We start from the raw sequence: 25,496 nt of genomic DNA on the forward strand, positions 1-25,496 counted from the left end.
GCTGCTTCCTGTCCGGGGCAATCCGTTTCGACCATCTGATCAAGGAGACCGTCATGTGGTACCTCACCGTCGCCGTTGTCCTCGTCGGCGCATTCGGCCTGGTCAACCTCGTACTCATGCTCGGGGTGATCCGGCGCCTGCGGGAGCACACCGAGCTGCTCGGCGACCGCCAGTCGCAGCGTCCGGAGGCGATGATCGAAGCCGGCGGTCGCCCGGAGGAGTTCGTCGCGACCACCGTGGACGGTCGTTTGGTCAGCCGGGACACCCTGCCACCGATGACCCTGGTGGCCTTCGTGACCCCCAGCTGTGACCTGTGCGAGGGGCAGATCCCGGACCTGCTGGACCGGGCCCGGTCGATGCCCGGTGGGCCGGACCACGTCTGGGTCGTGGTGGTCGGCAAGAGCGGGGATCCGGAGGTCGTCGAGTACGCGGACCGGTTCCACGGCGTGGCCACGGTCTTCATCCAGCTCGGCAACGGTGAGCTGCCGCTCGCATTCAAGATCAACGGATATCCCGCGTTCGGGCTCGTCGACCACGACGGCACGGTCGCGGGAAGCACCTTCGGCATCGCCAGGCTGGACCTGCCGGTGGCCCGATGAGGGCCGACGCCGCCGTCGGGCCCCGGCTGGCTCCCCGCCGCGCGGCCCGGTACGCCCGGCAGGCACTCGGCCTGACCTGGCGGGCGGCGCCCGGTGGCACCCTCGCCGACCTGCTGCTCGTCCTGGTCGGCGGGGTGCTGCCGGTGCTCGCCGCCTGGCTGACCAAGCTGCTGGTCGACCGGCTCACCGGCGCCGGCACCGGCAGCGGTGCGGGCGCCGACGGACTGGCCGGGCTCGGCGTCGGCCTGGCCGGGCTCGGGGCGGCCGCCGCGGTCCTGCCACACCTGCGTAAATACGTCGAGGCCGAGCGGTCCCGGGCCGTTGCCCGGCTGGTCCGCCAGCGGCTGTACGCGGCGGTGCTCCGGTTCACCGGACTCGCCCGGCTGGAGAACCCGGAGTTCCAGGACCGGCTCCAGATCGCCCAGCAGACCGGCCACCTCGGGCCGAGCCAGCTCGCCGGGAACGCGCTGGCCACCGTACAGAGCCTGATCGGCATGACCGGCTTCCTCGGCATCCTGGTGGTGCTGAACCCGTGGTTGGCGGTACTGGTGCTGCTCGCGGCGCTGCCGACGCTCTGGATCCAGTTGCGCCTCAACCGGTGGCGGGCGGCGATCATGCTGCGGCTGGAGCACTTCCAGCGCCGGGACCTGTTCTTCGCCCAACTGCTGGTCGGCATCCCGGCGGCCAAGGAGGTGCGGCTGTTCGGGCTGGGCCGGTTCTTCGGCGACCGGATGCTCGCCGAGGTACGCGGCATGCACGCCGAGGAGCACCGGCTGGACCGCCGGGAGATGCGCGCCCAGGGGCTGCTCGGGCTGCTCGGCGCGGCCGCCGGGGGAGCCGGCATCGTCTACACCGTCGGTGTCGCCGCCAACGGGGCGCTGACCGTCGGAGACGTGGTGCTCTTCGTGGCCGCCGTACCCGGGGTGCAGGCCGCGCTGGCCGGGATCGTCGGCCAGGTCGGCGCCATCCATCAGGCGCTGCTGCTGTTCGAGCACTACGACGAGGTGCTGCGGGCCGAGGTCGACCTGCCCACCCCGGCGTTGCCGGTGGCGGTGCCACCGCTGCGTAGCGGGATCGAGCTGCACGACGTGTGGTTCCGGTACTCCCCGGCGCACCCGTGGGTGCTGCGCGGTGTCGACCTGCGGCTGCCGGCCGGTGCGACGACGGCGCTCGTCGGGTTGAACGGGGCCGGCAAGAGCACCCTGGTCAAGCTCCTCTGCCGGTTCTACGACCCGGAGCGGGGTGAGATCCGCTGGGACGGGGTCGACCTGCGCGACCTGGACCCGGCCGCGCTGCGGGAGCGGATGGGGGCGGTGTTCCAGGACTTCATGGAGTACGACCTGACGGTCACCGAGAACGTCGCGGTGGGCGACCTGACCGCGCGGGAGGATCCGGCGCGGCTGCGGGAGGCGGTCGCCGCAGCCGGGCTGACCGAGGCGGTCGAGGCCCTGCCGCGCGGCTACGACACGTTGCTGAGCCGGATCTTCTTCGATCACGCCGACCGGGACGACCCGGACGCCGGGGTGGTGCTGTCGGGCGGACAGTGGCAGCGGCTCGCCCTCGCCCGGGGGTTCCTGCGGTCCACCAGAGACCTGCTCATCCTGGACGAACCGAGCGCCGGGCTGGACGCCGAAGCCGAACACGATCTGCACACCCGGCTGCGTGAGCTGCGGCACGGGCGTACCGGTCTGCTGATCTCGCACCGGCTCAACGCGGTTCGGGAGGCCGACGCGATAGTGGTGCTCGCCGACGGACGAGTGGCCGAGCAGGGCACCCACGACCAGCTGATCGCCGCCGGCGGCGCGTACGCCCGGCTGTTCGGACTCCAGGCGCGCGGTTACCGGGAGGAGACGGCGGCACGGGCCTGACGGGGGCCGGGCCGCTCAGACCGGGGTGGGCCGGCCCGACCCGGTCCGGTGGGCCGCGACCACGGTGCTCGCCGCCGCCGGCGCCGCCGCCGCCGGCGCCGCCCGGTCCCGGTCCCGGTCCCGGTCCCGGTCCCCGGTCAACCGGGGCGCGGCGAGCGCCACCCGGCTCAGCTCGGTGGCCTCCGACCGAAGCCCGTCGGTGCGGAGATAGTCATCCAGTACCCGGAGCAGTTGGACGGCGAAGACGGCCGTCTCGCAGCTCAGCGCGGCCTGCCGGGCCAGGCAGATCAGGTTGTCGCGCTCGTCCCGCAGCCACCGGGCCGCCTCGGCGGGCAAGCCCAGCCGGGGACCGGGGCGCCGGGTCGGCGCGGGGTCGTCGGCGGCGCGGGCGGCGGGAAGCCCCAGCGCACGGGCGGCCCGCGCGGCGGTCGCGGAATAGTCGAGCAGGACCCGGCGTACGGCGGCCTCCCGGCTGGTCGGCTCGGTGCTGCTGGCGAGTTCGGCCGCGTACAGCCAGAGCAGTTTGGGGATCCGGAACCGCCCGGGGCCGGCCGGCTCGGCGAGCTGCGCCTCGACCAGTTGGTCCAGTGCGGCGCGACCACACTCGGTGTCGGTGTCCAGCAGCGCCGCGGCAACCTCGGGGGTGACGTGCCCGAGCCGGAGCAGCCCGAGCCGGCGGAACGCCGTTCTGGCCCCGCCGAGCGAGCGGTAGCTGGCCGCCAGCCGGGGCCGTACGCCGGCCTCGTCCAACCGGTGCCGGTCGTCGTTCATCCGGGCGGCCAGGTGCGCGACCGACCAGTGCGGATGCGCGGCGAGCCGGCTGCCGGCGGTCCGGACCGCCAGCGGGAGCCGTTCGCAGAGGTCGACCACGGTCGCGGTGGCGTCGGAGTCGGCGTCGACCCGGTCCGGACCGGCGGTACGGCGGAGCAGTTCGATGCCGTTGACGGCGCTGAGCGGCCCGAGGCGCAGGTGCGGTCCGTCGAGGCAGGAGAGCCGGTCCCGGCTGGTGACCAGGAGCGCCGCGCCGCCGCGTACCGGGAGCAGGTCGGCGACCTGGGACGGCCGGGTGGCGTTGTCGAGCACCAGCAGGATCCGCCGCTCGAACAGCAGCGAACGGATCCGGCCACGCTCCTCCTCCTCGGTCCCGGCGGGCCGGTCGTGCGTTGCGCCCAGCGAGCGGTTCAGCCGGGCCAGCACCTGCGCCGGGGTGAGCGGGGCGACGTCGATGGTGGAGCCGCCGAGGTCGAGGTAGATCTGACCGTCGGGAAACAGGTCCAGCAGGCCGGCGGCGGCCTGTAGCGCCAGCGTCGACTTGCCGGTGCCGGGCATGCCGTAGATGGTCGCGATCCGTGGGTGGTGGTCGACCGGGGCGAGCGCGGCGCGCAACCGGACCAGCTCGGCCCGCCGGCCGAGGAATCCGGGTGCGGCGGTGGGTAGCTCGTGCGGCACCGGTGGCGCCGGGGTCCGGCCGCCGCCGGCCGCCGGGACCGGCGCGGGTCCGGGAGGCCCGGGTACGCCCCGGGGGCCGGACGCGGTGCCGTCGCCGGTCGGCCGGCGACGGCGCTGGCGGGGGTGCAGCAGCGCCGGGTCCCGCCGCAGTACGGCGTGGTGCAGGTCGACCAGTTCCGGTCCCGGTGCCACGCCCAGGTCCCCGGCCAGCACCCGGCGGGCGGCGCCGAACGTCTCCGCCGCACCGACCGGGTCGCCGACCCGGTACAGCGCCGTCATCAGCTGGCTCCACGGGCGTTCCCGCAGTGGGTTCTCGGCGACGTGCTCCCGCAACCGGGCGATCAGGCCGGGCAGGTCGCCGTCCCACAGCTCCAGCCGACAGGCGTAGTACGCCTCGGCGGCGTTGACCCGCCGTTCCCGCAGCCGGTCGAGGGCGGCGGTGACCAGCGGGCCGCCGGTGGCCGGTGCGGTGCCGGGTCCGGCCGGCCAGAGCTCCAGGGCGCGGTCGAACAGGTCCGCCGCGACCGCCGGCTCACCACGGTCGAGCGCGGCGTGTCCGGCACCGGCCAGCCGCTCGAATTCGGTGGCGTCCAGCTCGTCGGCGCCGACCCGGAGCAGGTAACCACCGCCCTCGGCGACGATCCGGGGTGCCGGGTCGGTCGGGGCGAGCAGCGCGCGTAGCTGACAGACATGGCTGCGCAGGTTGGCCACGGCGGAGGTGGGTGGCCGGGCGCCCCACAGCTCGTCGACCAGGGCCTCGGCGGAGATCATCTGGTTGTGCTGCACCAGCAGGGTCGCCAGCAGGGCGGTCGGTCGGCCGGTGGGCGGTCGCAGGAGTCGGCCGTCGTGCCGGACCCGTACGGCTCCCAGGATGTGAAAGGCAAGCGCCATGTGCCCTCCGATGTGTGCCCCCGAGGTGCCGGTCTGTCACCGGCACCGCCTCACGTCGGCTCGGGCAGAAGTATGCCAGTCGATGTGACGGCTTTGTGGTCGTCGATGGCTCGGATGTCAGATCCACGGGTGGACGGGGCGGCCATTCGGGGATGGCCGAAACCTGCCATGAGTGATCATCCGGTGGACCGCATAGTATTGCGTTCCGGGTTCCTCTCCTGATAACTTGTCCGTATACAAATGCGGAGGTGGGCATGGGTATCCGAGTCGCGGTCGCCGGGGCCAGTGGATATGCGGGTGGTGAGCTGCTGCGCCTGATCGCCGGGCATCCCGAGTTCGATCTCGTCGCCGCCACCGCGCACAGTCAGGCCGGCACACCGGTGTCGGCCGTGCACCCGCACCTGGTCGGGCTGGACCTGATCCTCGGCCGGACCGACCCGGACACCCTCGCCGACGCGGATCTGGTCTTCCTCGCCCTGCCGCACGGCCAGTCGGCGGCCGTGGCCGCGACCCTGCCGGAGACGGTCAGGGTGGTCGACCTCGGCGCCGACCACCGGTTGCGTGACGGCGCGGCCTGGCACCGCTACTACGGGGGCAGCCACGCCGGCTGGTGGACCTACGGCCTGCCCGAACTACCCGGTCAGCGGTCCGCCATCGCCGCCTCGAACCGGGTGGCGGCCACCGGCTGCTACGCGGTCACGATCACGCTGGCGCTCGCGCCGCTGGTCGCCGCCGGTGCGGTCGCCGCTCGGGACGTCGTGGTGGTGGCTGCCTCCGGCACCTCCGGCGCGGGCCGGTCGGCGAAGGTCAACCTGCTCGGCAGCGAGGTGATGGGCGACCTGACGCCCTACAAGGTCGGTGCCCACCAGCACGTGCCGGAGATCAAGCAGGCGACCGGGGCCACCAGCCTCTCCCTCACCCCGGTGCTCGCGCCGATGCCGCGCGGCATCCTGGCCACCGTCACCGCGCTGCCGCTGGGCGCCGGTGCGACCGACCCCCGCGCGGTGCTCGCCGAGGCATACGCCGACTCGCCGTTCGTGCACGTCCTGCCCGAGGGCAGCTGGCCGCACACCGCCGCCACCTACGGCTCCAATTCCTGCCACCTCCAGGCGACCGTCGACGTCGACTCCGGCCGGGTGATCGTGGTGAGCGCGATCGACAACCTGGGCAAGGGCGCGGCCGGTCAGGCCGTGCAGTGCGCGAACCTGATGCTCGGCCTGCCGGAGACCGCCGGCCTGCCGGTCTACGGGGTGGCGCCGTGACCGGATCGACGATCGGCCGCGGCGACGCCGCGCCGCACCCGAGTCAGGAGGGCGAATCATGAGCGTGACCGCACCGCGGGGCTTCCGGGCGGCCGGGGTCGCCGCCGGCCTCAAGACCACAGGTTCGGCCGACGTGGCGCTGGTCGTCAACGACGGACCCGACGCGACCGCGGCCGGTGTGTTCACCACCAACCGGGTCAAGGCGGCGCCGGTGCTCTGGACCGAGCAGATCATCCGCGGCGGCGTTGTCCGCGCGGTGGTGCTCAACTCCGGTGGAGCCAACGCGTGCACCGGTTCACCCGGCTTCCAGGACACCCACGCCACCGCCGAACAGACCGCGGCCAGCCTGACCGGGTCCAACGCCCGGCTCATCCTCGGCGCCGGTGAGGTGGCGGTCTGCTCGACCGGGCTGATCGGCGAGCGGCTGCCGATGGACAAACTGCTGCCCGGCGTCCGGGCCGCGGTGCGCGGGCTGGCCCGCGACGGTGGCCTGGCCGCCGCCGAGGCGATCATGACGACCGACACCCGGCCGAAGACGACCATCGTGTCCGGCACCGGCTGGACCGTCGGCGGGATGGCCAAGGGCGCCGGCATGCTGGCCCCGGCGATGGCGACCATGCTCTGCGTGCTCACCACCGACGCGGTCGCCGGCTCGGAGGCGCTCGACACGGCGCTGCGGGCGGCCTGCCGGGTCACCTTCGACCGGGTCGACTCCGACGGCTGCATGTCGACCAACGACACGGTGTTGCTGCTGGCCAGCGGCGCGTCCGGGATCGAGCCGACCCAGGCCGAGCTGACCGCGGCGGTGACCTCCGCCTGCCACGACCTGGCCCAGCAACTCGTCGCCGACGCGGAGGGTGCCACCAAGCAGATCGCGATCGACGTGACCGAGGCGGCGAGCGAGGACGACGCGGTCGAGGTGGGCCGATCGGTGGCCCGGAACAACCTGGTCAAGACCGCGCTGTTCGGCAACGACCCCAACTGGGGACGCATCCTGGCCGCCGTCGGTACCACCGGCGCGACCTTCGAGCCCGACAGGATCGACGTGGCGGTCAACGGGATCTGGGTGTGCCGTTCCGGCGCCGCCGCCGAGGACCGGGCCAAGGTCGACCTCGCCGCCCGTGACGTGACCATCCAGGTCCGGCTGAACGCCGGCGCCGAGGCCGCCACGATCTGGACCAACGACCTCTCGCACGCCTACGTGCACGAGAACTCGGCGTACTCGTCATGACGGCGCACACCTCGGCCGGCAACGGCGGCTCGCCGGCCGGCAGCACGCTCTCCCGTGACCTGAGCCAGGCACAGCTCAAGGCCGCCACCCTGATCGAGGCGCTGCCGTGGCTGGCCCGCTTCTCCGGCGCCACCGTCGTGATCAAGTACGGCGGCAACGCGATGATCGACCCGGAGTTGCAGCGGGCATTCGCCGCCGACATGGTATTCCTGCGGTACGCCGGACTACGCCCGGTCGTGGTGCACGGCGGTGGCCCGCAGATCTCGGCGATGCTGAGCCGGCTCGGCATCGTCAGCGAGTTCAAGGGCGGGCTGCGGGTCACCACCCCCGAGGCGATGGACGTCGTCCGGATGGTGCTGGTCGGCCAGGTCGGGCGGGAACTGGTCGGGCTGATCAACGAGCACGGCCCGTACGCGGTCGGCCTCTCCGGCGAGGACGCCCGGCTGTTCACCGCGGTGCGCCGCCCGGCGTACGTCAACGGCGAGGCGGTCGACATCGGCCAGGTGGGTGACGTCGACGCGGTCAACGTCGACGCGCTGACCGACATCCTCGCCGCCGGCCGGATCCCGGTCATCTCGACCGTGGCGCCCGACGTCGACGGCGTGCTGCACAACCTCAACGCCGACACGGCGGCCGCCGCACTCGCGGTCGCCCTGGAGGCGCGCAAGCTGGTCGTCCTCACCGACGTTCCGGGGCTCTACGCGAACTGGCCGGACACCTCCAGCCTCATCTCCGCGCTCACCGCCGACGAGCTGGCCGAACTGCTGCCCAGCCTGGAGTCCGGCATGGTGCCGAAGATGGAGGCGTGCCTGCGCGCGGTGCGCGGCGGCGTACCGGCGGCACATGTGGTCGACGGCCGGGTCGCGCACTCGACCCTGCTGGAAGTCTTCACCTCGGAAGGATTCGGAACCATGGTGAGCTCGTCATGACGTCGCTGGTCGACCGCTGGTCGCAGGCCATGATGGACAACTACGGCACCCCGTCGCTGGCACTGGTCCGAGGCAACGGGGCGGTGGTGGTCGACGAGGCCGGCCGTGAGTACATCGACCTGCTCGGTGGGATCGCCGTCAACGCCCTCGGCCACGCCCACCCGGCGGTGGTCGCCGCGGTGTCGAAGCAGGTCGCCACGCTCGGCCACGTCTCCAACCTGTTCGTCGCCGAACCGCCGGTGGCCCTCGCCGAGCTGCTGCTCGCCCTCGCCGGCCGGCAGGGTCGGGTCTACTTCGCCAACTCCGGCGCCGAGGCGAACGAGGCCGTCTTCAAGCTCTCCCGCCGGACCGGCCGTACCCACGTGGTCTCCACCATCGGCGGCTTCCACGGCCGGACCATGGGCGCGCTCGCACTGACCGGGCAGCCGACCAAGGCCGACCCGTTCCGACCCCTGCCCGGCGACGTCACCCACGTCCCGTACGGCGACGTGGCCGCGCTTGAGGCCGCCGTCACCGACGACACCGCCATGGTGATCCTCGAACCGATCCAGGGCGAGAGCGGCGTGGTCGTCCCGCCGGCCGGTTACCTGACCGCGGCCCGGCGGATCACCTCGGCACACGGCACCCTGCTCGTGCTCGACGAGGTGCAGACCGGCATCGGACGGACCGGACACTGGTTCGCCCACCAGGCCGAGGGCGTCGAGCCGGACGTCGTCACCCTGGCCAAGGGGCTCGGCGGCGGGCTGCCGATCGGCGCCTGCCTGGCCTTCGGCCCGGCCGCCGAGCTGCTCGGCCCCGGCACCCACGCCAGCACCTTCGGCGGCAACCCGATCAGCTGTGCCGCCGCCCTCGCGGTCGTCTCGACCATCGCCAACGAAGGGCTGCTGGACCACGTCAAGCGGACCGGCGAACGGATCCGGCGCGGGGTCGAGGCCCTCGGCCACCCGCTGGTGGCGGAGGTACGCGGCGCCGGCCTGCTGCTCGGCCTGGTGCTGAACGCCCCGGCCGCCCCGGCGCTGGCCGGGCTGCTGCGCGACGCCGGGTTCCTCACCAACCCGGTGCAGCCGGGCGTGGTCCGGCTCGCGCCGCCGCTGATCCTGACCGCCGAGCAGGTTGACGCGTTCCTCGCCGCCCTGCCGGCCGCCCTCGACGCCGCCGCCCCGGCACCGACCGAGGCATCGGGCGTACCGGCGGTGACGTCGTGATCCGTCACTTCCAGCGGGACGACGACCTCACCCCCGCCGAACAGTCCGAGGTGCTCGACCTGGCCGGGCGGTTGAAGGCCGACCGGTTCGGCGCCCGACCGCTCGCCGGTCCGCGCGCCGTCGCCGTGCTGTTCGACAAGCCGAGCCTGCGGACCCGGATCTCCTTCGACGTGGGCATCGCCGAACTCGGCGGCCACCCGATCATCGTGGACACCCAGGCCACCCACTTCGGCCGGGGCGAGACACTCGCCGACGCCGGCCAGGTGCTCTCCCGCTACGTCAGCGCGATCGTGCTGCGTACCCACGGCGACGCCCGGCTGGCCGAGCTCGCCGCCGGAGCGACCGTGCCGGTGGTCAACGCGCTCACCGACGGCTTCCACCCCTGCCAGCTCCTGGCCGACCTGCTCACCATCCGGGAGCGGTGCGGTGGCACGGCCGGCCGGACCCTGGCCTACGTCGGCGACGCGGCGAACAACATGTCCCACTCCTACCTGCTCGCCGGTGCCACCGCCGGCATGCACGTACGGGTGGCCGGCCCGCCCGGCTACGACCCCTCCTCCGCGGTGGTGAGCCGGGCCGCCGAGATCGCGGCCTGGACCGGCGGTTCGGTACAGGTGCTGCGCGACCCGCGCGAAGCGGTCGACGGCGCACACGTCGTCGCGACCGACACCTGGACCTCGATGGGGCAGGAGGGCGACGGTCGGGACCGGCTCACCCCGTTCTGGCCCTACCAGGTCAACAAGGCACTGCTCGGCGCGGCCGCGCCGGAGGCGATCGTGCTGCACTGCCTTCCGGCCCACCGCGGCGAGGAGATTACCGACGAGGTGCTCGACGGTACCCAGAGCGCGGTCTTCGACCAGGCCGAGAACCGGCTGCACGCGCAGAAGGCCCTGCTCACCTGGCTGGTGGGCGTGACGACGGCAGCGGCCGGCACCGAGCCGACGGCACCGGCCGCGTCAGCCACCGCGAGCGCCGGGGCGATGGCATCATGACCAGCCCACTCACCCGGACCGCCCGGCACGCCCGGATCGTGGAACTGATCCGCGAGCAGCCGATTCGCTCACAGACCGAGCTGGCCGAACTGCTCGCCGGTGACGGGGTGCAGGTCACCCAGGCCACCCTCTCCCGCGACCTGGACGAGCTGGGCGCGGTCAAGGTGCGCGGTGGGGACGGCCCGGCCGTCTACCTGATCCCGGAGGACGGCAAGCGGCCGCTGCGCGACGCCGAGCAAGCCCCCGCGCGCCTGGTCCGGCTGCTGCGCGAGTTGCTCACCGGCGTCGACTCCAGCGGCAACATCACCGTGCTGCGTACCCCGCCGGGCGCGGCGCAGTACCTCGCCAGCGCACTGGACCGGGCGGGGCTGCCCGAGGTGGTCGGCACCATCGCCGGCGACGACACCATCCTCGTCGTGGCGCGTGAGGCCACCGGCGGCGCGGCGCTGGGGGAACAGCTTTCCGGGTGGGCCGCGAGCCACCCCGGTCTACCGATCGTCGACCAGAACCGACCGGGACTCGGCGGCCAGCCGACGTGGGTCGTGGATTCACCAATGTTGAAAGGAGCAGCACACCATGACTGAGCGCGTGGTTTTGGCGTACTCGGGGGGCCTTGACACCTCGGTTGCCATCCCGTATTTGGCCGAGCAGACCGGCGCCGAGGTGATCGCGGTGGCGATCGACGTGGGCCAGGGCGGCGAGGACATGAACGCCATCCGCCAGCGGGCCCTGGACTGCGGTGCGGTCGAGTCGGAGGTGGTTGACGGCCGCGAGGAGTTCGCCGCCGACTTCTGCCTGCCGGCACTGCGCGCGAACGCGCTCTACATGGACCGCTACCCGCTGGTCTCGGCGCTCTCCCGGCCGCTGATCGTCCGGCACCTGGTCGAGGCGGCCAAGAAGTACGGCGGCACCATCGTTTCGCACGGCTGCACCGGCAAGGGCAACGACCAGGTTCGCTTCGAGGTCGGTATCGGTGCCCTCGCCCCCGACCTGAAGGTCCTCGCGCCCGCCCGGGACTTCGCCTGGACCCGGGACAAGGCGATCGCGTACGCCGAGGAGAAGGGGCTGCCGATCGACGTCACGCACAAGTCGCCGTACTCGATCGACCAGAACCTGTGGGGGCGCGCGGTCGAGACCGGGTTCCTGGAGGACATCTGGAACGCGCCGATCGAGGACGTCTACTCCTACACCGCCAACCCGGCCGAGGCCCGTGACCCGGACGAGGTCGTGATCACCTTCGAGGCCGGTGTGCCGGTGGCGATCGACGGCGAGACGGTCACCCCGTACCAGGCGATCGTGGAGCTGAACCGGCGCGCGGGTGCGCAGGGCATCGGCCGGCTGGACATTGTCGAGGACCGGCTCGTCGGCATCAAGAGCCGCGAGGTGTACGAGGCGCCGGGGGCCATCGCGCTGATCGTGGCCCACCAGGAGCTGGAGAACGTCACCGTCGAGCGGGACGTGGCCCGGTTCAAGAAGAGCGTCGACCAGCGCTGGGCCGAACTGGTCTACGACGGCCTCTGGTTCTCCCCGCTGAAGCGGGCGCTGGACGCGTTCATCGACGACACCCAGCGGTACGTCTCCGGCGAGGTGCGGCTCACCCTGCACGGCGGTCGCGCGGTTGTCACCGGCCGGCGTTCCGAGGCCAGCCTCTACGACTTCGGCATGGCCACCTACGACACCGGCGACACCTTCGACCAGTCGCTCGCCAAGGGTTTTGTGCAGCTCTGGGGCCTGCCCAGCCGGCTCGCCACGGCCCGGGACGCCCGGTTGGGTGGCTCTGCACAGTGACGTTCAGAATAGCGGGCGTGGACGACAAGAGCCTGACCGAGAACAGCGCCGGCACCAACCGCACGAGCCTGTGGGGCGGCCGGTTCGCCGGTGGCCCCGCCGAGGCCCTGGCGCGACTCTCGGTCAGCGTCCAGTTCGACTGGCGCCTCGCCCCGTACGACCTGGCCGGCTCCCGGGCCCACGCCCGGGTGCTGGCCGGGGCGGGTCTGCTCGACCCCGACGAACTCGGGCAGATTCTCGCCGCCCTGGACGACCTGGAGGCCGCCTGCGCCTCCGGGGCGTTCCGGCCCACAGTGGACGACGAGGACGTGCACACCGCCCTGGAACGGGGCCTGCTGGAGCGGCTCGGCAGCCTCGGCGGCAAACTGCGGGCAGGCAGGTCCCGCAACGACCAGGTCGCCACCGACCTGCGGCTCTACCTGCGCGATCACGCCCGTGGGGTGGCGGCCCGGCTGGTCGAGCTGGCCGATGCCCTGACCGAGCAGGCCGGACGGCACCTGGACACCCCGGCACCCGGGATGACCCACGTGCAGCACGCGCAGCCGGTCGCCTTCGGGCACTGGCTGCTGGCACACGTCCAGCCGCTGCTGCGCGACCTCGAACGGCTGCGCGACTGGGACCACCGCACCGCGATCAGTCCGCTCGGTGCCGGCGCCCTGGCCGGCTCCGGTCTGCCGCTGGACCCGGCGGCGGTGGCCAAGGAACTGGGCTTCCGGTCCTCGTTCGCGAACTCGATGGACGCCGTCGCCGACCGCGACTTCGTCGCCGAGTTCCTCTTCATCACGGCGATGGTCGGCGTGCACCTGTCCCGCCTCGGCGAGGAGGTCGTGCTCTGGACCTCCCAGGAGTTCGGCTGGGTGGAGCTGGATGACTCCTTCGCCACCGGTTCGTCGATCATGCCGCAGAAGAAGAACGCGGACATCGCCGAACTGGCCCGGGGCAAGTCGGGCCGGCTGGTCGGCGGCCTGGTGGCGGTGCTGACCATGCTCAAGGGTCTGCCGCTGACATACGACCGGGACATGCAGGAGGACAAGGAGCCGGCGTTCGACGCGGTCGACACGCTGCAACTCCTGCTGCCGGCCCTCGCCGGCATGATCTCCACCATGACGGTCCGGGTCGATCGGCTCGCCGCCGCCGCCCCGGTCGGCTACTCGCTCGCCACCGAGGTCGCGGACTGGCTGGTCCGTCGGGGCGTGCCGTTCCGCGACGCGCACGAGGTGACCGGACGCCTGGTCGCCCTCTGCGTGGCCCGGGACTGCGCCCTGGACGAGGTGTCCGACTCCGACCTCGCCCTGGTCAGCGAGCACCTTGACCCCGAGGTCCGCAGTGTGCTGTCGGTCCGGTCGGCGCTGGCCGCCCGAACCACACCCGGCTCCACCGGTCCGGGTCCGGTCGCCGATCAACTCGCCGCCGTCGTCGAGCAGCTTGACGGCTGGCGGGTATGGGCGATCGAGCAGGTCGTCCCGCGCTGAGCGGCCGGTGCCTGCCGCAGGCGTCACCACCCGGCCGGGCTCCTCTCGCCGCTATGACGGCGGATCGATGCCCGGCCGGGGCAGGGCCGAGACGCGTACGAGCGCGTCCAGTTGCCCGAGTGGGGTGCCGTCGCGGGCGAGTTGCTGTCCGCTGACCCAGATCCAGTCGTCGTCGTAGTAGCTGGACAGGTCGTCGCGTACCGACTCGACGCGGAGGAACAGGGTGAAGCCGCCGTAGCGCCAGTCTTCCTTGGCCAGCTGCAACACGGTGCCGGCCGGTACACGCGGGGGTGACGGGGTGGCGTCCATCAGAACCGCCGCGCCGCGGCGTTGCGTCGTACGCCCAACGTCGAACAGGCGGGGCAGCACAGGCTGCTGCCGCAGGCGGCGCACCAGCGCCGGGAAGCCCGATATGCGTACAGGCCGGCGATGAAGCCCACCGTCATGCCGCTGATCGCTGTCACGGTGACGAGCACGACAAGTCCTCCGTCCATCGACCGGTCGCGGCGGCGCGGGGGCGCCGCCCGGGGTATTGGCGACAGAAGGTAACAATGGTGGCACCAGCGTGTGAGCTGCAAGACTTCGTCGCTTGTTGCCGAGCGAGTGAGTCATTCGCGCGGTGAATCATCTCCATTCGCTCACGTCACACCCTGTCAGTAACGAAGCACCCGCGCCGAAGAAGCGGCAACGAAACCGCCGGAACGAAACAGCCGCAACGGCGGAGCGGGAAGCGGGGGCGGTGGGAAAACCGGACCTCGGCTGTGCTGTGCTGATCGAATGGTTGACGACGCGCGTACCGACCTGGCGGCGTTGCTGGCCGGGCCCCTGGTGCCCGCGGCGCGCGGCCTGCTGAACTGCACCCTCTCCGCCGGCGGCGTCACGGTCCGGCTCACCGAGGTCGAGGCGTACGCCGGGACGGGCGGGGACGCCGCCTCGCACGCGCACCGAGGTCGTACGCCCCGCAACTCGGTGATGTTTGGTCCCGCCGGGTACGCCTACGTCTACTTCACCTACGGCATGTACTGGTGCATGAACGTGGTGACCGGTACGGAGGGCGAGGCGTCGGCCGTACTCCTTCGGGCGGGAGAGGTGGTCGACGGCCTCGACCTGGCGCGGAGCCGGCGAACCGCCGTACGCCGGGATTTGGACCTTGCCCGTGGGCCGGCCCGGCTCTGTGCGGCGCTCGGGGTGGACCGCGCGGCCTACGGGTTGTTCCTGCTCGGCGACGGTCCGGTACGCCTGGCGCCGCCCACCGAACCGGTTCCGGCCGCCGCGATCGTGGCCGGGCCACGGGTCGGGGTGACCGGCGCGCACGACCTGCCGTGGCGGTTCTGGCTGTCCGGCGACCCGACGGTGAGCAGTTACCGCCGGCACGTGCCCCGCAACCCCTGATTCGGTCTCGTCCCCAAACCGTCACTCAAGCTCACCTGTCACGACCCGGTCCCGAGGTGGCCGGTATCGATCATGCCTACGAATCGGTGGCGATCACCTTTCCGGGCGGTCGGATCGCCGAGTGTCTGGCCGGCGAGCCGGATCCGGACGGGCCGACCGTGGCCGGTGACCGGGCCGCCGACGTGTCGTTCGTGCTCGACCGACTGATCGGCTCGAATTCGGCCTGGTGGGGTGGTCGACTGATCGACCGGTCCCGGATCGCGGTGGCGGGGCATTCCGTGGGCGGTGCCGCCGCCGTCCGGTCGATGCTGGTCGACCGGCGGATCCGGGCCGGGGTCAACCTGGACGGAGCCTTCCAGTCAACTCTCGACCGGGACCTGGATCGACCGTTTCTGATCATCGGTGCCCGGTGCCCGGTGCCCGGTGCCTGGTGCCTGGTGGCGCGGGCGGCTGCTGATCAACCCGGACTGGACCGCGAGCTGGCCCCGGTTCACCGCTTGGAAGCGCTGGCTGAGCGTGGACGGCACGTCACACCGCCGGTGGTGTGACGGTGACGAACGGATCGCCGCGCTGCTGGCAGGAAACGCCCCGACGGCCGCCGGTGGTCCCCGCCCACCCTCAGCTCCGTCTCGTCGTCGCCCGGGTGATCTTCGAGCGGAGGGCGCGACGGGACACGGGGCCGAGTTCGTCCACCACCTCCACCAGCACCGCCAGCTGTTCCAGCGCGCCGAGCGCCTGCTCCGCGCCGGCCTCGTCCACCCCGCCGTAGAGTTCCAGCCCCACGAAGGCGGCGGAGAGCGCGCGGGCCAGTCCGGGGATGTCGGCGATCTCGGCGAACGGCGAGCCGGCCAGCAGGCGGTGCAGCACCGATTCGATCTCGTCGATCCAGAGCTGCAACGCGGCCGCGGTGGGGGCGGCCAGGCGTACGTCGTGCTGCGCGCCGGCGAGCAGCTGGGCCAGCACCGACACGTTGCCCAGCCGGCGTTCCTCGGCGTGCAGCGCCCGGCCGACGTCGAGCAGTTCGCGCAGGGAGGTGACGGTGGCGAAGCGGTCGACGTACCGGGCGACCCGCTCGGCGGTGGCGGCCCGGCAGGCGGCGGAGAGCAGTTCGTCGACGCTGCCGAAGTGGTAGAAGATCAGCGCCTGGTTCGCCCCGGCGGCGGCGGCGATGGTCCGGGCCGAGACACCGGCGATGCCGTGTTCACGGATGGCGGTCAGCGCCCCGTCGAGCAGCCGCTGCTTCGTGCTGGACATCGCGCTCCCTCGGTTCCGGCGTACGCCGCTTCGCCAGGTGCGGTGGCGCGATCATCGCGTCGGTCACCACCTGGGCCAGCCAGCCGATCCCGGGCAGCCGGAGCAGCCAGCCGAGATAGGCCCAGCCAAGGTTGACATGTTCCAGTCCGCGGGCGACAGCGGCCACCCCGTCCGCGTGGTACCCGTCGGCCGCCTCGTAGCGGGCCCGGTACAGCGGCGCCGGGTGTGCCCCGGCCGGGGCCAGGGTCAGCCCGACCGGTGAGCGGCGGCGCAGGAAGCCGGCCGTCGCCGCGCACGGTCCGCAGTCCTGGTCCAGCCAGAGGACGGCCGGGGAAGTCTCCGGGTACGGCGCGGCGCGCGGCCACCAGTCACGTACCCGCAGGTGGTAGTCGTGCCAGGGCTGCCCGTACCGGCCGGACAGGTCGTGGCGTTCGTGTGGCCGGGCCACCCCGTAGCCGAACGCGACCGTGGCGAGTGCGGCCACCGCCAGCGCGGTGCTGCCGGTCACCAGCGCCGCGAGCAGCAGTAACAACAGCATGCTGCACTGCATCGGGCTGCCGAGATAGGCGTACGGCCCGGTGCTGACCAGCCGTCGGGGCGGGTCCCAGGGGAACGGTGTGCCGCCGCCGCGCCGGGCGAACTCCAGCACGGCGGCCAGTGCCGGCACCGCCAGCAACAGTCCCACCTGCCCGAGGACGAACAGCCGGGCCGGTGGCAGGCTGGTCAGCCGGGCCCACGAGCCGTCGCCGATTTCGAAGGCGACACTCGGCAGCAGCCAGAGCGTCAGCGCGGTGAAGACGACCAGTTGGAGCACGGTACGGGCACCGAGCCGCCGCTGCCGTACGGTCCACCGGCCGAGCAACTGTGCCGGCAGGGCCACCGCGAGCAGCCCGATGATCTCGCCGATCAGCCAGTCCGGCCCGAGCCGCACCAGCGGGTGCAGGGCCGGCATCGCCGCCGCGTCCAGCCAGAGCAGCAGGCCCAGCGCGATCGGCACCGGCGCGATCCGGTGCAGCAGCACTGGCAGCGGTCCCCACAGCACCGCCCAGCCGAGCCAGAGGTCGATCGGGAAACCGCGGTAGGCACCGTCGACCGACGCGAAGGCGTACCAGTTGGTGTGCAGGCTGACCTCGTGCAGCGCGGCCAGCCCGACCGCGGCGGTGAGGAACGCGAGCAGTGCCCCGACCCCGGCCCGGCGGCCCCCGTCGGTCCACCGGGCCGGGATCATAAGGAGGACGGGCATGGCCAGGCTGACGTAACGGGCGAGGGTCAGGCTCACCGCAGCGCCAGCATGTCCAGCAGGTGGCCGACGCCGGAGTGCATCAGGGCGTCCTGCACCGGCCCGAAGTACCAGGAGGGGTCGAGTCCGCGCCGGTAGCCGACGGTCAGCCGGATCTCGGTGTGCCCCGCGTCCACCGCCCGCCAGCGCAGCTCCGCGTCCTGCCAGGTGATCCAGCGCGCGATGATCGAGCTGTCCTCGACGAAGGTGAAGCCGAGTCGGTCCGGCCCCGTCCCGTCGACCTCGGCGAGCAGGTGGCCGCCGGGTCCGTGGGCGGATCCGTGGTACGCGAACAGCCAGCGGTCGCCCATCGCCAGCCCGTCTCCGGTGACCCGCTCCGGCAGCGGCATCCCGAGCAGCCGCAGCGGTACCGACCGGGCCGGCGTCGCCACCGGTCCCCGGCCCAGTCGTTCCCGCACCTGCTCCGGCGTCAGCGCGACGGTACGGGTCACCACCGTGCTCTGGTCCGGGTTGATCCGGAGTTGGTCGCCGGTGCCCTCGACCCCGCCGAGCAGCAGCAGCGGCAACGGCAGCAGGGCGTACCGCCGGTTGCGATGCTTGCAGAAGTCGATCAGCTCGGCGGTGCCGTGCACGACCGCGTACACCAGGGGTGCGGCCAGGAGCACGCAGATGGCGCCCTCGTGCAGCACTACCGCGCTCATCAGCAGGACGATCGTGGTGACGAGAAACGTCCGACCGTGGGTCGTCCGGGCCGGTACGAGCGCCAGCGCCGCCGCGAGCAGTGCCGGCAGGCCGACGAAGAGCAGGGCGCTGTCGCCTCGTCCACTGCGGACGGCGTAGGCGAAGGTGGCCACGCCGAAGCAGGCGATCAGCCCGGCCAGGATCCAACGGGCGCGACCCGCCGCCGGGGGCAGGTCCGGCGGTGGTGCGGCCAGCGAGGGCTCGGTCATGCTGTTCCTCCCCTGAATTGAGCGATCGCTCAAACGGCACCATAGCCCATGTTTGAGCGACCGCTCAAAGAGGAGTCCGTCAGGCTTCGGCGCGGTAGCGGTGGCCGGCAACGGCGGCGAAGGTGACCTCCGGTCCGTTCCGAACGACCGCTACGGTCCGGCCGGTGTCCAGGTCGACCACGGGCGCGGTGAGCAGCAGCGGGCTGCGTACGGTCAGCTCGCCGGAACTGCCGGCGGCCAGGACGATCCGGGTCGCGACCCGGTCCCGCCACCACACGTCGACGGTGACGTTGCCGCGCGCCCGCAACCCGGTGACCGAGCCCGCCGCCCACCCGCCCGGCAACGCCGGCAGTAGGTCGATGATGTCGTGCTGGCTCTGGAGCAGCATCTCGGCCATGCCGGCGACCGCGCCGAGGTTCCCGTCGAGTTGGAATGGCGGGTGGGTGTCCCAGAGGTTCGGCAGCGTGCTCTCCCGCAGCTGCTCGCCCAGCAGCTTGCGGGCCCGGTCGCCGTCGCGCAGCCGCGCCCAGAAACTGATCTTCCAGGCTTTGCTCCAGCCGGTGCCGCCGTCGCCGCGCGCCTCCAGCGTCACCCTGGCCGCGTCGGCCAGCCCCGGATCGTCCAGGACCCGCAACTGCCGGCCGGGATGCAGCGCGAACAGGTGCGACACGTGCCGGTGGGTGTCGGTCCGGTCGTCCCAGTCGCCCTTCCACTCCTGCACCTGCCCCCAGCAGCCGATCCGCAGCCCCGGATCGAGCCTGTCCAGTGCCGACCGCAGCCGTCCGCGCAGCACCGGATCCCGGTCGAGCAGGGTGGCGGCGGCGAGGGTGTCGGCGAGCAGCTCCCGGACGATCTGCTGCGACATGGCCGCTCCGGCGGTGAAGTCGCCGTGCTCCGGGGAGTAGCTGGGCGACACCACGAGCGTGCCGTCGCGCGGGTCGGTGTGCAGGTTGGCCAGCCAGAACTCGGCCGCCTCCAGCATCGTCGGGTACGCCCGGTCACGCAGGAACCCGACGTCGCGGCCGAACCGGAAGTGGTCGTACAGGTGCCGGCACAGCCAGGCGTTCGCCTCGGGAAACCAGAACGCGGTCGGCCAGTCGTGCACACCGGTGTAGCCGTACGGGGTGGTCTCGTTCTGCACCACCCAGCCGGGGGAGCCAAACAGGGTCAGGGCGGACCGCCGACCGGGGGCGCGCAGTGCCTCGACGAGGTCGAACAGCGGTTGCGCGGTCTCGTCCAGGTTGGTGGCCTCCGCCGGCCAGTAGTTCATCTGTAGGTTGATGTTGACGTGGTAGTCGGCGCTCCAGGCCGGGCTGACCGAGGTGTTCCAGACCCCCTGGAGGTTCGCCGGCAGCGAACCGGGTCGCGACGACGAGATCAGCAGGTAGCGCCCGTACGCGAAGAAGAGCGCCTCCAACGCGCGGTCGGCGGCGCCGTCGCCGCCGGTGTAGGCCACCCGCAATCGGTCGGTGGTGAGGTCGGGCATCCGCTGGCCGAGGTCGAGCCGGACCCGGTCGAACAGGGCGGTGTAGTCGGCCAGGTGCGCCTGCCGCAGCGCCGCCCAGGTCAGCCCGGCGGCGTCGTCCACCGCCCGGCGGACCCGGTCGTGCGGGTCGGCGCCCCGGTAGTGCGGGTACTCGGGTGCGTAGTCGGTGCCGGCGGACAGGACGATGGTGGCCCGGTCGGCGCCGCTGACCGTGATCCGGTCACCGGCGCTCGTCAGGATCCCGCCCTCAACCACCACCCGCAGTTGCGACTCGTAGACCAGGCCGTTGTCGGGCAGCGCGCCGCGCACGGTCAGCCGGTCGCCGGTGACCGTCACCGTGTGACCGGCGTGCGGGCAGCGGTGACGCAGCGTGAACGAGATCTGTCCGGCCCGGTCGGCGGTCAACCTGACCACGATCACGTTGGCGGGGAAGCTGGCAAGGTACTCCCGCAGGTGGCGTACGCCGTCGCGCCGGTAGCCGACCCGCACGGTCGCCTCGGCCAGGTCCAGCTCACGCCGGTAGTCGTCGACCGGACCGGCGGAAGTGCCGCCCAGTTCCAACCGGACCTCGCCGAACGGCTGGTAGGCGCCGAACCCGGCCCGTGGCCCGGCCAGTTCGGCCGCCACCGCCTCCGGCGGGACCCGGCCGTCCCGGTCGATCCGGGCCCGTACCTCGTCCAGCGCGGTCGGCCGGGGCAGCGCCCGGTCACCGTGCCGGTAGGGGCCGTCGGCGCCGCCCGGTCCGCCGGTCCACAGGCTCTTCTCGTTGTACGGGAGCCGCTCGGTGTGGATGCCGCCGAAGACGCTGGCGCCCAGTGCCCCGTTGCCGATCGGCAACGATTCGGTCTCCCAGTCGGTGGCGGGCCGGTCGTACCGGAGGGTGAGCGCCGGATCCGTCGCGGGTGGGGTGTACCGGAGGGTGAGCGCCGGCTCCGCCACGGGTGGGGTGTACCGGGAAGCGAGCGCCGGATCCGTCGCGGGCGGGGTGTACCGGGGAGCGAGGGCCGGATCCGTCGCGGCGCCGGTGGGGCGCTCCGGTCCGCCCCTCATCGGCCCTCCCACCAGCGCATTGACGTGTCCACCTGCGGTCTGCGGCCCGGTCGGTGGCCGTCGTCGATCCGGCTCACCCCGTCACTCGGAGTTAACATTGGATGTATGGCTCAGTCAAGATGAGACGTACGGGCATTACCCCGAGTGCACAATCCGGTGTGGAGCGCAGTAGATGGGCCTAAACGCCCCGTCCTCGGCCTTGTGCGCTTGTCGATGGACTGATAGACATCCGATGTATGACGCGGGGAAACACCATCGACACAAAGGAACCGCTGCCGTGAAGCTCTTACGGGTCGGTCCACCCGGCGGCGAGCGCCCCGCCGTACTGGCCGAGGACGGTACGATCCTCGACCTCTCCGGTTCGATCACCGACTTCGACGGTGACTTCCTCGCCGACGGCGGCATCAACCGCGTACGCGGGCTGCTCGAACTCCGGCTGCCGGCGCTGCGCGGACGCGGGCTGCGGCTCGGCCCGCCGCTGCGCCGGCCCGGCAAGATCGTCTGCGTCGGGCTGAACTACCACGACCACGCCCGCGAGACCGGTGCGGCCGTTCCCACCGAGCCGATCCTCTTCCTCAAGGCGCCGGACACCATCGTCGGCGCCTGCGACGAGGTGCTGGTGCCGCACGGCGGCGAGAAGACCGACTGGGAGGTCGAATTGGCCGTGGTCATCGGCAGGACCGCGCGGTACCTCCCCTCCGACGAGGAGGCGATGGAGTGCGTGGCCGGTTACGCCATCTCGCACGACGTCTCCGAGCGGGCGTTCCAACTCGAACGCGGCGGCCAGTGGGACAAGGGCAAGTCCTGCGAGACCTTCAACCCGTTCGGCCCGTGGCTGGTCACCCGCGACGAGATCCCCGATCCCGGGCAACTCGGGCTGCGGCTCTGGGTCAACGGCACGCTGCGGCAGAACGGGAACACCAAAGACATGATCTTCAACGTGCCGGAGATCATCCGCTACGTCAGCCAGTTCATGACGCTCTACCCGGGCGACATCGTCAACACCGGCACCCCGGCCGGCGTCGCGCTCGGCATGCCCGACCCGAAGCCGTACCTGCGTCCCGGTGACGTGGTCGAGCTGGAGATCGACGGACTCGGTCGCCAGCGTCAGCGACTGGGGGTCGCGTGGTGAGCAGCCGATTCGTCGCCCTGGACACGTACGACATCCGTTTCCCCACCTCGCGCGAGCTGGACGGCTCCGACGCGATGAACCCCGACCCGGACTACTCCGCCGCGTACGTGGTGCTGCGCACCGACGCGCCCGACGACCACGAGGGACACGGCTTCGCCTTCACCATCGGCCGGGGCAACGAGGTGCAGGAGGCGGCCATCGCCGCGCTGCGCCCGTACCTGGTCGGCCGGCTGGTCAAGGACGTGCTCGACGACCTCGGCGCGCTCTGGCGCGAGCTGGTGCACGACTCGCAGCTGCGCTGGCTCGGCCCGGAGAAGGGCGTCATGCACATGGCGATCTCCGCCGTGGTCAACGCCCTGTGGGACCTGAAGGCGAAACGGGCCGGCATGCCGCTGTGGCAACTGCTCGCCTCGATGACGCCGGAGGACCTGGTCGCACTGGTCGACTTCCGCTACCTGACCGACGCGCTGACCCCGGACGAGGCGCTGGCCATCCTGCGCGCCGGCGCACAGGGGCGCGACGAGCGGGTGGCCCGGCTGCTCGCCGAGGGCTACCCGGCGTACACCACCTCGCCCGGCTGGCTCGGCTACGACGACGACAAGCTGCGCCGGCTCTGCCGGGAGGCGATCGACGACGGCTTCACCCAGATCAAGCTCAAGGTGGGCGCCGACCTGGACGACGACATCCGACGGATGCGGATCGCCCGGGAGACCTGCGGTCCGGACATCCGGATCGCCGTCGACGCCAACCAGCGCTGGGACGTGGACGCTGCGGTGACCTGGGTGCAGGCGCTCGCCGAGTATTCGCCCTGGTGGGTGGAGGAGCCGACCAGTCCGGACGACGTACTCGGCCACGCGGCCATCGCCCGGCGGATCGCGCCGATCCCGGTCGCCACCGGCGAGCACGTGCAGAACCGGGTGATGTTCAAGCAGTTGCTCCAGCTCGAAGCGGTCTCCTTCGTCCAACTCGACGCCGCGCGGGTGGCCGGGGTCAACGAGAACATCGCGATCCTGTTGCTCGCCGCCAAGTTCGGCGTCCCGGTCTGCCCGCACGCGGGCGGCGTGGGCCTCTGCGAACTGGTACAACATCTGTCGATGTTCGACTACGTGGCGGTCTCCGGGACGATGGAGAACCGGATCATCGAGTACGTCGACCACCTGCACGAACACTTCGTCGACCCGGTACGCATCCGCGCCGGCCGCTACCAGGCGCCGACCACCGCCGGGTTCAGCTCCACCATGCACCCGCGCAGCCTGGCCGACCACGTGTACCCCGACGGCCCGGTGTGGAAGGCAGATCCGTCATGAGCCGATCCGATATGAGTCGATCCGTCCAGGTGGGGGAACCGTCGTGAGCGAACCGGTCCAGATCAGTCGGGAGTTCGCCGGGCTGGTCGCCGTGGTCACCGGCGGCGCCTCCGGCATCGGGCTGGCCACCGCCCGGTTCCTCGCCGCCCGGGGAGCACGGGTGGCCTGCCTCGACCTCGACCACACCGCCGTGCCCGAGCCGCTGCTCGGCGTACCCGCCGACGTCTCCGACGACAACTCGGTCCGGGCCGCGATCGACCGGGTGGTCGAGCAACTCGGCGGGCTCGACATCCTGGTCAACAACGCCGGCATCGGTGCGGTCGGCACGGTGGAGAGCAACTCCGACGACGAGTGGCACCGGGTCTGGGACGTCAACGTGGTCGGCCTGGTCCGGGTCAGCCGGGCCGCCCTGCCCCGGCTGCGCGAGTCCCGGCACCCGGTGATCGTCAACACCTGCTCGATCGCCGCGCACGCCGGCCTGCCGAACCGGGCGCTCTACAGCGCCACCAAGGGCGCGGTGCAGGCGCTGACCGCGGCGATGGCCGCCGACCACGTACGCGAGGGGATCCGGGTCTGCTGCGTCAACCCCGGCACCGTGGACACCCCCTGGGTACGCCGGCTGCTCGCCGCCGCCGCCGACCCGGACGCCGAACTTGCCGCCCTGCGCGCCCGCCAGCCCACCGGCCGGCTGGTCAGCGCGGACGAGGTCGCCGCGGCCATCGCCTACCTGGCCAGTCCGCTGGCCGGCGCGACCACCGGCACCGTGCTCGCCGTCGACGGCGGCATGCACGGGCTCCGGTTACCAGCACCACCGAAGTAGCAACGCACCCGAGGAAATCGAAGTAGCAGCACCCAAGCGACACCTGTCACCACGGTTAGCAACCTGTCACACGGTAAGACCAGCGCATCCCCACCCAGCGTTTCCGTCCCGACAGTGAGGATCACCATGGAACTGACCAGGCGCGCCGCGGTCACCGCGGCGCTGGTCGTCACCTTTGCCCTGACCGCCACCGGCTGCGGCGACTCCGCCGACACCGGAACCGACGGCGCGGCCGGCGCGAAGGCGCAGATCGCCGTCGACCTGCCCCGCGCGGACTCGGACTTCTGGAACTCGTACGCGAAGTACATCCCGCAGTACGCGTCCGAAGAGGGCATCAACCTGATGGACCCGACCAACTCGCAGAACGACATCGCGAAGTTGGTCGCCAACGCCCAGGCCCTGACCAGCCAGGGTGCCAAGGCGATCGTGATGGCGCCGCAGGACACCGGCGCCATCGCCACCACGCTCGCCCAGCTGGAACAGAAGAAGATCCCGGTGGTGTCGGTCGACACCCGACCGGACAAGGGCAAGGTCTTCATGGTCGTACGCGCCGACAACCGGGCGTACGGGCAGAAGGCGTGTGAGTTCCTCGGCGAGAAGCTCGGCGGCAACGGCAAGGTGATCGAGTTCCAGGGCTCGCTCTCCTCGGTCAACGGCCGGGACCGCTCCGAGGCGTTCGCCGAGTGCATGAAGACCAAGTTCCCGAACATCACGGTCTTCGCCGAGCCGACCGAGTGGGAGGGCCCCAAGGCGTCCGCCGCCCTACAGACCCGGCTCGCCCAGCACCCGGACATCAAGGGCATCTACATGCAGGCCGGCGGCGTGTTCCTGGCCCCGACCCTGCAACTGCTGCGGTCGAAGAACCTGCTGGTGCCGCCGACCGACCCCAAGCACATCTTCATCGTCTCCAACGACGGCATCCCGCAGGAGTTCGAGGCGATCCGCAAGGGCGAGATCGACGCGACCGTCTCCCAGCCGGCCGACCTGTACGCCAAGTACGCCCTCTTCTACGCCAAGGCCGCGGTCGAGGGTAAGACCTTCACCCCCGGCCCGACCGACCACGACAGCACCATCGTCGACGTCGGCAACGGCCTGCTCGAAGACCAACTCCCGGCGCCGCTGGTCACCGCGGCCAACGTCGACGACGCCGGGTTGTGGGGCAACCAGGTCAAGAAGTGA

Annotated in this window: 21 protein-coding genes and 2 pseudogenes; 16 read left to right on the forward strand and 7 right to left on the reverse strand. The window is 72.1% G+C overall.

Annotated features, from left to right (window positions below; genetic code table 11):
* Window positions 1-53: 53 nt before the first annotated feature.
* Together OG792_RS11665 and OG792_RS11670 are read left to right on the forward strand one after the other, a co-directional pair.
* Window positions 54-599: a TlpA family protein disulfide reductase gene (locus OG792_RS11665; RefSeq protein WP_329109403.1), complete on the forward strand. Its 546-nt coding sequence runs from the start codon at window positions 54-56 to the stop codon at window positions 597-599.
* On the forward strand, window positions 596-2,467 hold the full coding sequence (locus tag OG792_RS11670) for an ABC transporter ATP-binding protein (RefSeq protein WP_329109404.1): 1,872 nt from the start codon (window positions 596-598) through the stop codon (window positions 2,465-2,467). The genes OG792_RS11665 and OG792_RS11670 overlap by 4 nt, the downstream gene beginning before the upstream one ends.
* A 15-nt stretch (window positions 2,468-2,482) precedes the next feature.
* Here OG792_RS11670 and OG792_RS11675 read toward each other — a convergent pair whose 3' ends face one another.
* A complete protein-coding gene (locus tag OG792_RS11675; protein ID WP_329109405.1) occupies window positions 2,483-4,807 on the reverse strand; it encodes an AfsR/SARP family transcriptional regulator in 2,325 nt (774 codons plus the stop codon).
* A 254-nt stretch (window positions 4,808-5,061) separates the two neighbouring features.
* On the opposite strand from OG792_RS11675, the gene argC reads away from it, so the two are divergent.
* The 8 genes and pseudogenes from argC (at window position 5,062) to argH (ending at window position 13,686) form a co-directional block, all read left to right on the forward strand.
* Window positions 5,062-6,069 (forward strand): N-acetyl-gamma-glutamyl-phosphate reductase, encoded by a 1,008-nt coding sequence (argC, locus tag OG792_RS11680; protein ID WP_329109406.1) that lies wholly within the window; start codon window positions 5,062-5,064, stop codon window positions 6,067-6,069.
* Window positions 6,070-6,127: 58 nt separating this feature from the next.
* Window positions 6,128-7,300 carry a bifunctional glutamate N-acetyltransferase/amino-acid acetyltransferase ArgJ gene (gene argJ / locus OG792_RS11685; RefSeq protein ID WP_329109408.1) on the forward strand — a complete coding sequence of 391 codons (1,173 nt, stop codon included), beginning with the start codon at window positions 6,128-6,130 and terminating at the stop codon, window positions 7,298-7,300.
* Entirely contained in the window at window positions 7,297-8,229 is a 933-nt protein-coding gene (argB, locus tag OG792_RS11690) for an acetylglutamate kinase (protein ID WP_329109410.1), read from the forward strand. The genes argJ and argB overlap by 4 nt, the downstream gene beginning before the upstream one ends.
* Window positions 8,226-9,434, forward strand: a complete 1,209-nt coding sequence (locus tag OG792_RS11695; protein ID WP_329109411.1) for an acetylornithine transaminase — start codon at window positions 8,226-8,228, stop codon at window positions 9,432-9,434. The genes argB and OG792_RS11695 overlap by 4 nt, the downstream gene beginning before the upstream one ends.
* Window positions 9,431-10,426, forward strand: coding sequence for an ornithine carbamoyltransferase (gene argF / locus OG792_RS11700; protein WP_329109413.1), 996 nt, complete (start codon window positions 9,431-9,433; stop codon window positions 10,424-10,426). Before OG792_RS11695 ends, argF begins: the two co-directional genes overlap by 4 nt.
* Window positions 10,423-10,899, forward strand: a pseudogene (locus tag OG792_RS11705) (arginine repressor); the annotation flags it as partial. The gene argF and the pseudogene OG792_RS11705, both read left to right, overlap by 4 nt.
* Before the next feature lie 103 nt (window positions 10,900-11,002).
* A complete protein-coding gene (locus tag OG792_RS11710) occupies window positions 11,003-12,214 on the forward strand; it encodes an argininosuccinate synthase (RefSeq protein WP_329109414.1) in 1,212 nt (403 codons plus the stop codon).
* A gap of 8 nt (window positions 12,215-12,222) precedes the next feature.
* The gene (gene argH, locus OG792_RS11715; protein ID WP_329111216.1) at window positions 12,223-13,686 is read left to right on the forward strand and encodes an argininosuccinate lyase; all 1,464 of its coding nucleotides are present in this window, start codon (window positions 12,223-12,225) and stop codon (window positions 13,684-13,686) included.
* Between the two features lie 51 nt (window positions 13,687-13,737).
* Here the strand turns inward: argH and OG792_RS11720 are convergent, their stop codons facing one another.
* Together OG792_RS11720 and OG792_RS11725 are read right to left on the reverse strand one after the other, a co-directional pair.
* Window positions 13,738-13,995, reverse strand: a complete 258-nt coding sequence (locus OG792_RS11720; RefSeq protein ID WP_329109416.1) for a hypothetical protein — start codon at window positions 13,993-13,995, stop codon at window positions 13,738-13,740.
* On the reverse strand, window positions 13,995-14,162 hold the full coding sequence (locus tag OG792_RS11725; protein WP_329109417.1) for a hypothetical protein: 168 nt from the start codon (window positions 14,160-14,162) through the stop codon (window positions 13,995-13,997). The genes OG792_RS11720 and OG792_RS11725 overlap by 1 nt, the downstream gene beginning before the upstream one ends.
* 301 nt (window positions 14,163-14,463) lie before the next feature.
* Here OG792_RS11725 and OG792_RS11730 point away from each other — a divergent pair, with 301 nt between their 5' ends.
* On the forward strand, window positions 14,464-15,078 hold the full coding sequence (locus tag OG792_RS11730) for a DNA-3-methyladenine glycosylase (protein ID WP_329109418.1): 615 nt from the start codon (window positions 14,464-14,466) through the stop codon (window positions 15,076-15,078).
* Window positions 15,079-15,134: 56 nt separating this feature from the next.
* Window positions 15,135-15,626: an alpha/beta hydrolase gene (locus tag OG792_RS11735; RefSeq protein WP_329109419.1), complete on the forward strand. Its 492-nt coding sequence runs from the start codon at window positions 15,135-15,137 to the stop codon at window positions 15,624-15,626.
* A 70-nt stretch (window positions 15,627-15,696) separates the two neighbouring features.
* Here OG792_RS11735 and OG792_RS11740 read toward each other — a convergent pair whose 3' ends face one another.
* From OG792_RS11740 to OG792_RS11755, 4 genes and pseudogenes are all read right to left on the reverse strand, one after another.
* On the reverse strand, window positions 15,697-16,287 hold the full coding sequence (locus OG792_RS11740; protein WP_329111217.1) for a TetR/AcrR family transcriptional regulator: 591 nt from the start codon (window positions 16,285-16,287) through the stop codon (window positions 15,697-15,699).
* A pseudogene (locus tag OG792_RS11745) lies at window positions 16,215-17,605 on the reverse strand (isoprenylcysteine carboxylmethyltransferase family protein). The gene OG792_RS11740 and the pseudogene OG792_RS11745 overlap by 73 nt, the downstream one beginning before the upstream one ends.
* Window positions 17,606-17,607: 2 nt before the next feature.
* Window positions 17,608-18,522: a hypothetical protein gene (locus tag OG792_RS11750; RefSeq protein WP_329109420.1), complete on the reverse strand. Its 915-nt coding sequence runs from the start codon at window positions 18,520-18,522 to the stop codon at window positions 17,608-17,610.
* Window positions 18,523-18,601: 79 nt separating this feature from the next.
* On the reverse strand, window positions 18,602-21,058 hold the full coding sequence (locus tag OG792_RS11755; RefSeq protein WP_329109422.1) for a glycoside hydrolase family 95 protein: 2,457 nt from the start codon (window positions 21,056-21,058) through the stop codon (window positions 18,602-18,604).
* 277 nt (window positions 21,059-21,335) lie between these two features.
* Here OG792_RS11755 and OG792_RS11760 point away from each other — a divergent pair, with 277 nt between their 5' ends.
* From OG792_RS11760 to OG792_RS11775, 4 genes are all read left to right on the forward strand, one after another.
* On the forward strand, window positions 21,336-22,190 hold the full coding sequence (locus OG792_RS11760; protein ID WP_329109424.1) for a fumarylacetoacetate hydrolase family protein: 855 nt from the start codon (window positions 21,336-21,338) through the stop codon (window positions 22,188-22,190).
* Window positions 22,187-23,497 (forward strand): L-fuconate dehydratase, encoded by a 1,311-nt coding sequence (locus tag OG792_RS11765; RefSeq protein ID WP_442932401.1) that lies wholly within the window; start codon window positions 22,187-22,189, stop codon window positions 23,495-23,497. The genes OG792_RS11760 and OG792_RS11765 overlap by 4 nt, the downstream gene beginning before the upstream one ends.
* Before the next feature lie 43 nt (window positions 23,498-23,540).
* Window positions 23,541-24,317 (forward strand): SDR family NAD(P)-dependent oxidoreductase, encoded by a 777-nt coding sequence (locus OG792_RS11770; RefSeq protein WP_329109426.1) that lies wholly within the window; start codon window positions 23,541-23,543, stop codon window positions 24,315-24,317.
* 126 nt (window positions 24,318-24,443) lie between these two features.
* Window positions 24,444-25,496: a sugar ABC transporter substrate-binding protein gene (locus OG792_RS11775; RefSeq protein ID WP_329109428.1), complete on the forward strand. Its 1,053-nt coding sequence runs from the start codon at window positions 24,444-24,446 to the stop codon at window positions 25,494-25,496.

Origin of the sequence: Micromonospora sp. NBC_01699 (genome assembly GCF_036250065.1) — a bacterium.
Lineage (GTDB): Bacteria > Actinomycetota > Actinomycetes > Mycobacteriales > Micromonosporaceae > Micromonospora_G.

Bases quoted from the DNA above. Each gene is read 5' to 3' on its own strand.
- OG792_RS11665 (WP_329109403.1), top strand. From the start codon at position 54: ATGTGGTACCTCACCGTCGCCGTTGTCCTCGTCGGCGCATTCGGCCTG.
- OG792_RS11670 (WP_329109404.1), top strand. From the start codon at position 596: ATGAGGGCCGACGCCGCCGTCGGGCCCCGGCTGGCTCCCCGCCGCGCG.
- OG792_RS11675 (WP_329109405.1), bottom strand. From the start codon at position 4,807: ATGGCGCTTGCCTTTCACATCCTGGGAGCCGTACGGGTCCGGCACGAC.
- argC (WP_329109406.1), top strand. From the start codon at position 5,062: ATGGGTATCCGAGTCGCGGTCGCCGGGGCCAGTGGATATGCGGGTGGT.
- argJ (WP_329109408.1), top strand. From the start codon at position 6,128: ATGAGCGTGACCGCACCGCGGGGCTTCCGGGCGGCCGGGGTCGCCGCC.
- argB (WP_329109410.1), top strand. From the start codon at position 7,297: ATGACGGCGCACACCTCGGCCGGCAACGGCGGCTCGCCGGCCGGCAGC.
- OG792_RS11695 (WP_329109411.1), top strand. From the start codon at position 8,226: ATGACGTCGCTGGTCGACCGCTGGTCGCAGGCCATGATGGACAACTAC.
- OG792_RS11710 (WP_329109414.1), top strand. From the start codon at position 11,003: ATGACTGAGCGCGTGGTTTTGGCGTACTCGGGGGGCCTTGACACCTCG.
- OG792_RS11720 (WP_329109416.1), bottom strand. From the start codon at position 13,995: ATGGACGCCACCCCGTCACCCCCGCGTGTACCGGCCGGCACCGTGTTG.
- OG792_RS11730 (WP_329109418.1), top strand. From the start codon at position 14,464: ATGGTTGACGACGCGCGTACCGACCTGGCGGCGTTGCTGGCCGGGCCC.
- OG792_RS11750 (WP_329109420.1), bottom strand. From the start codon at position 18,522: ATGACCGAGCCCTCGCTGGCCGCACCACCGCCGGACCTGCCCCCGGCG.
- OG792_RS11755 (WP_329109422.1), bottom strand. From the start codon at position 21,058: ATGAGGGGCGGACCGGAGCGCCCCACCGGCGCCGCGACGGATCCGGCC.
- OG792_RS11775 (WP_329109428.1), top strand. From the start codon at position 24,444: ATGGAACTGACCAGGCGCGCCGCGGTCACCGCGGCGCTGGTCGTCACC.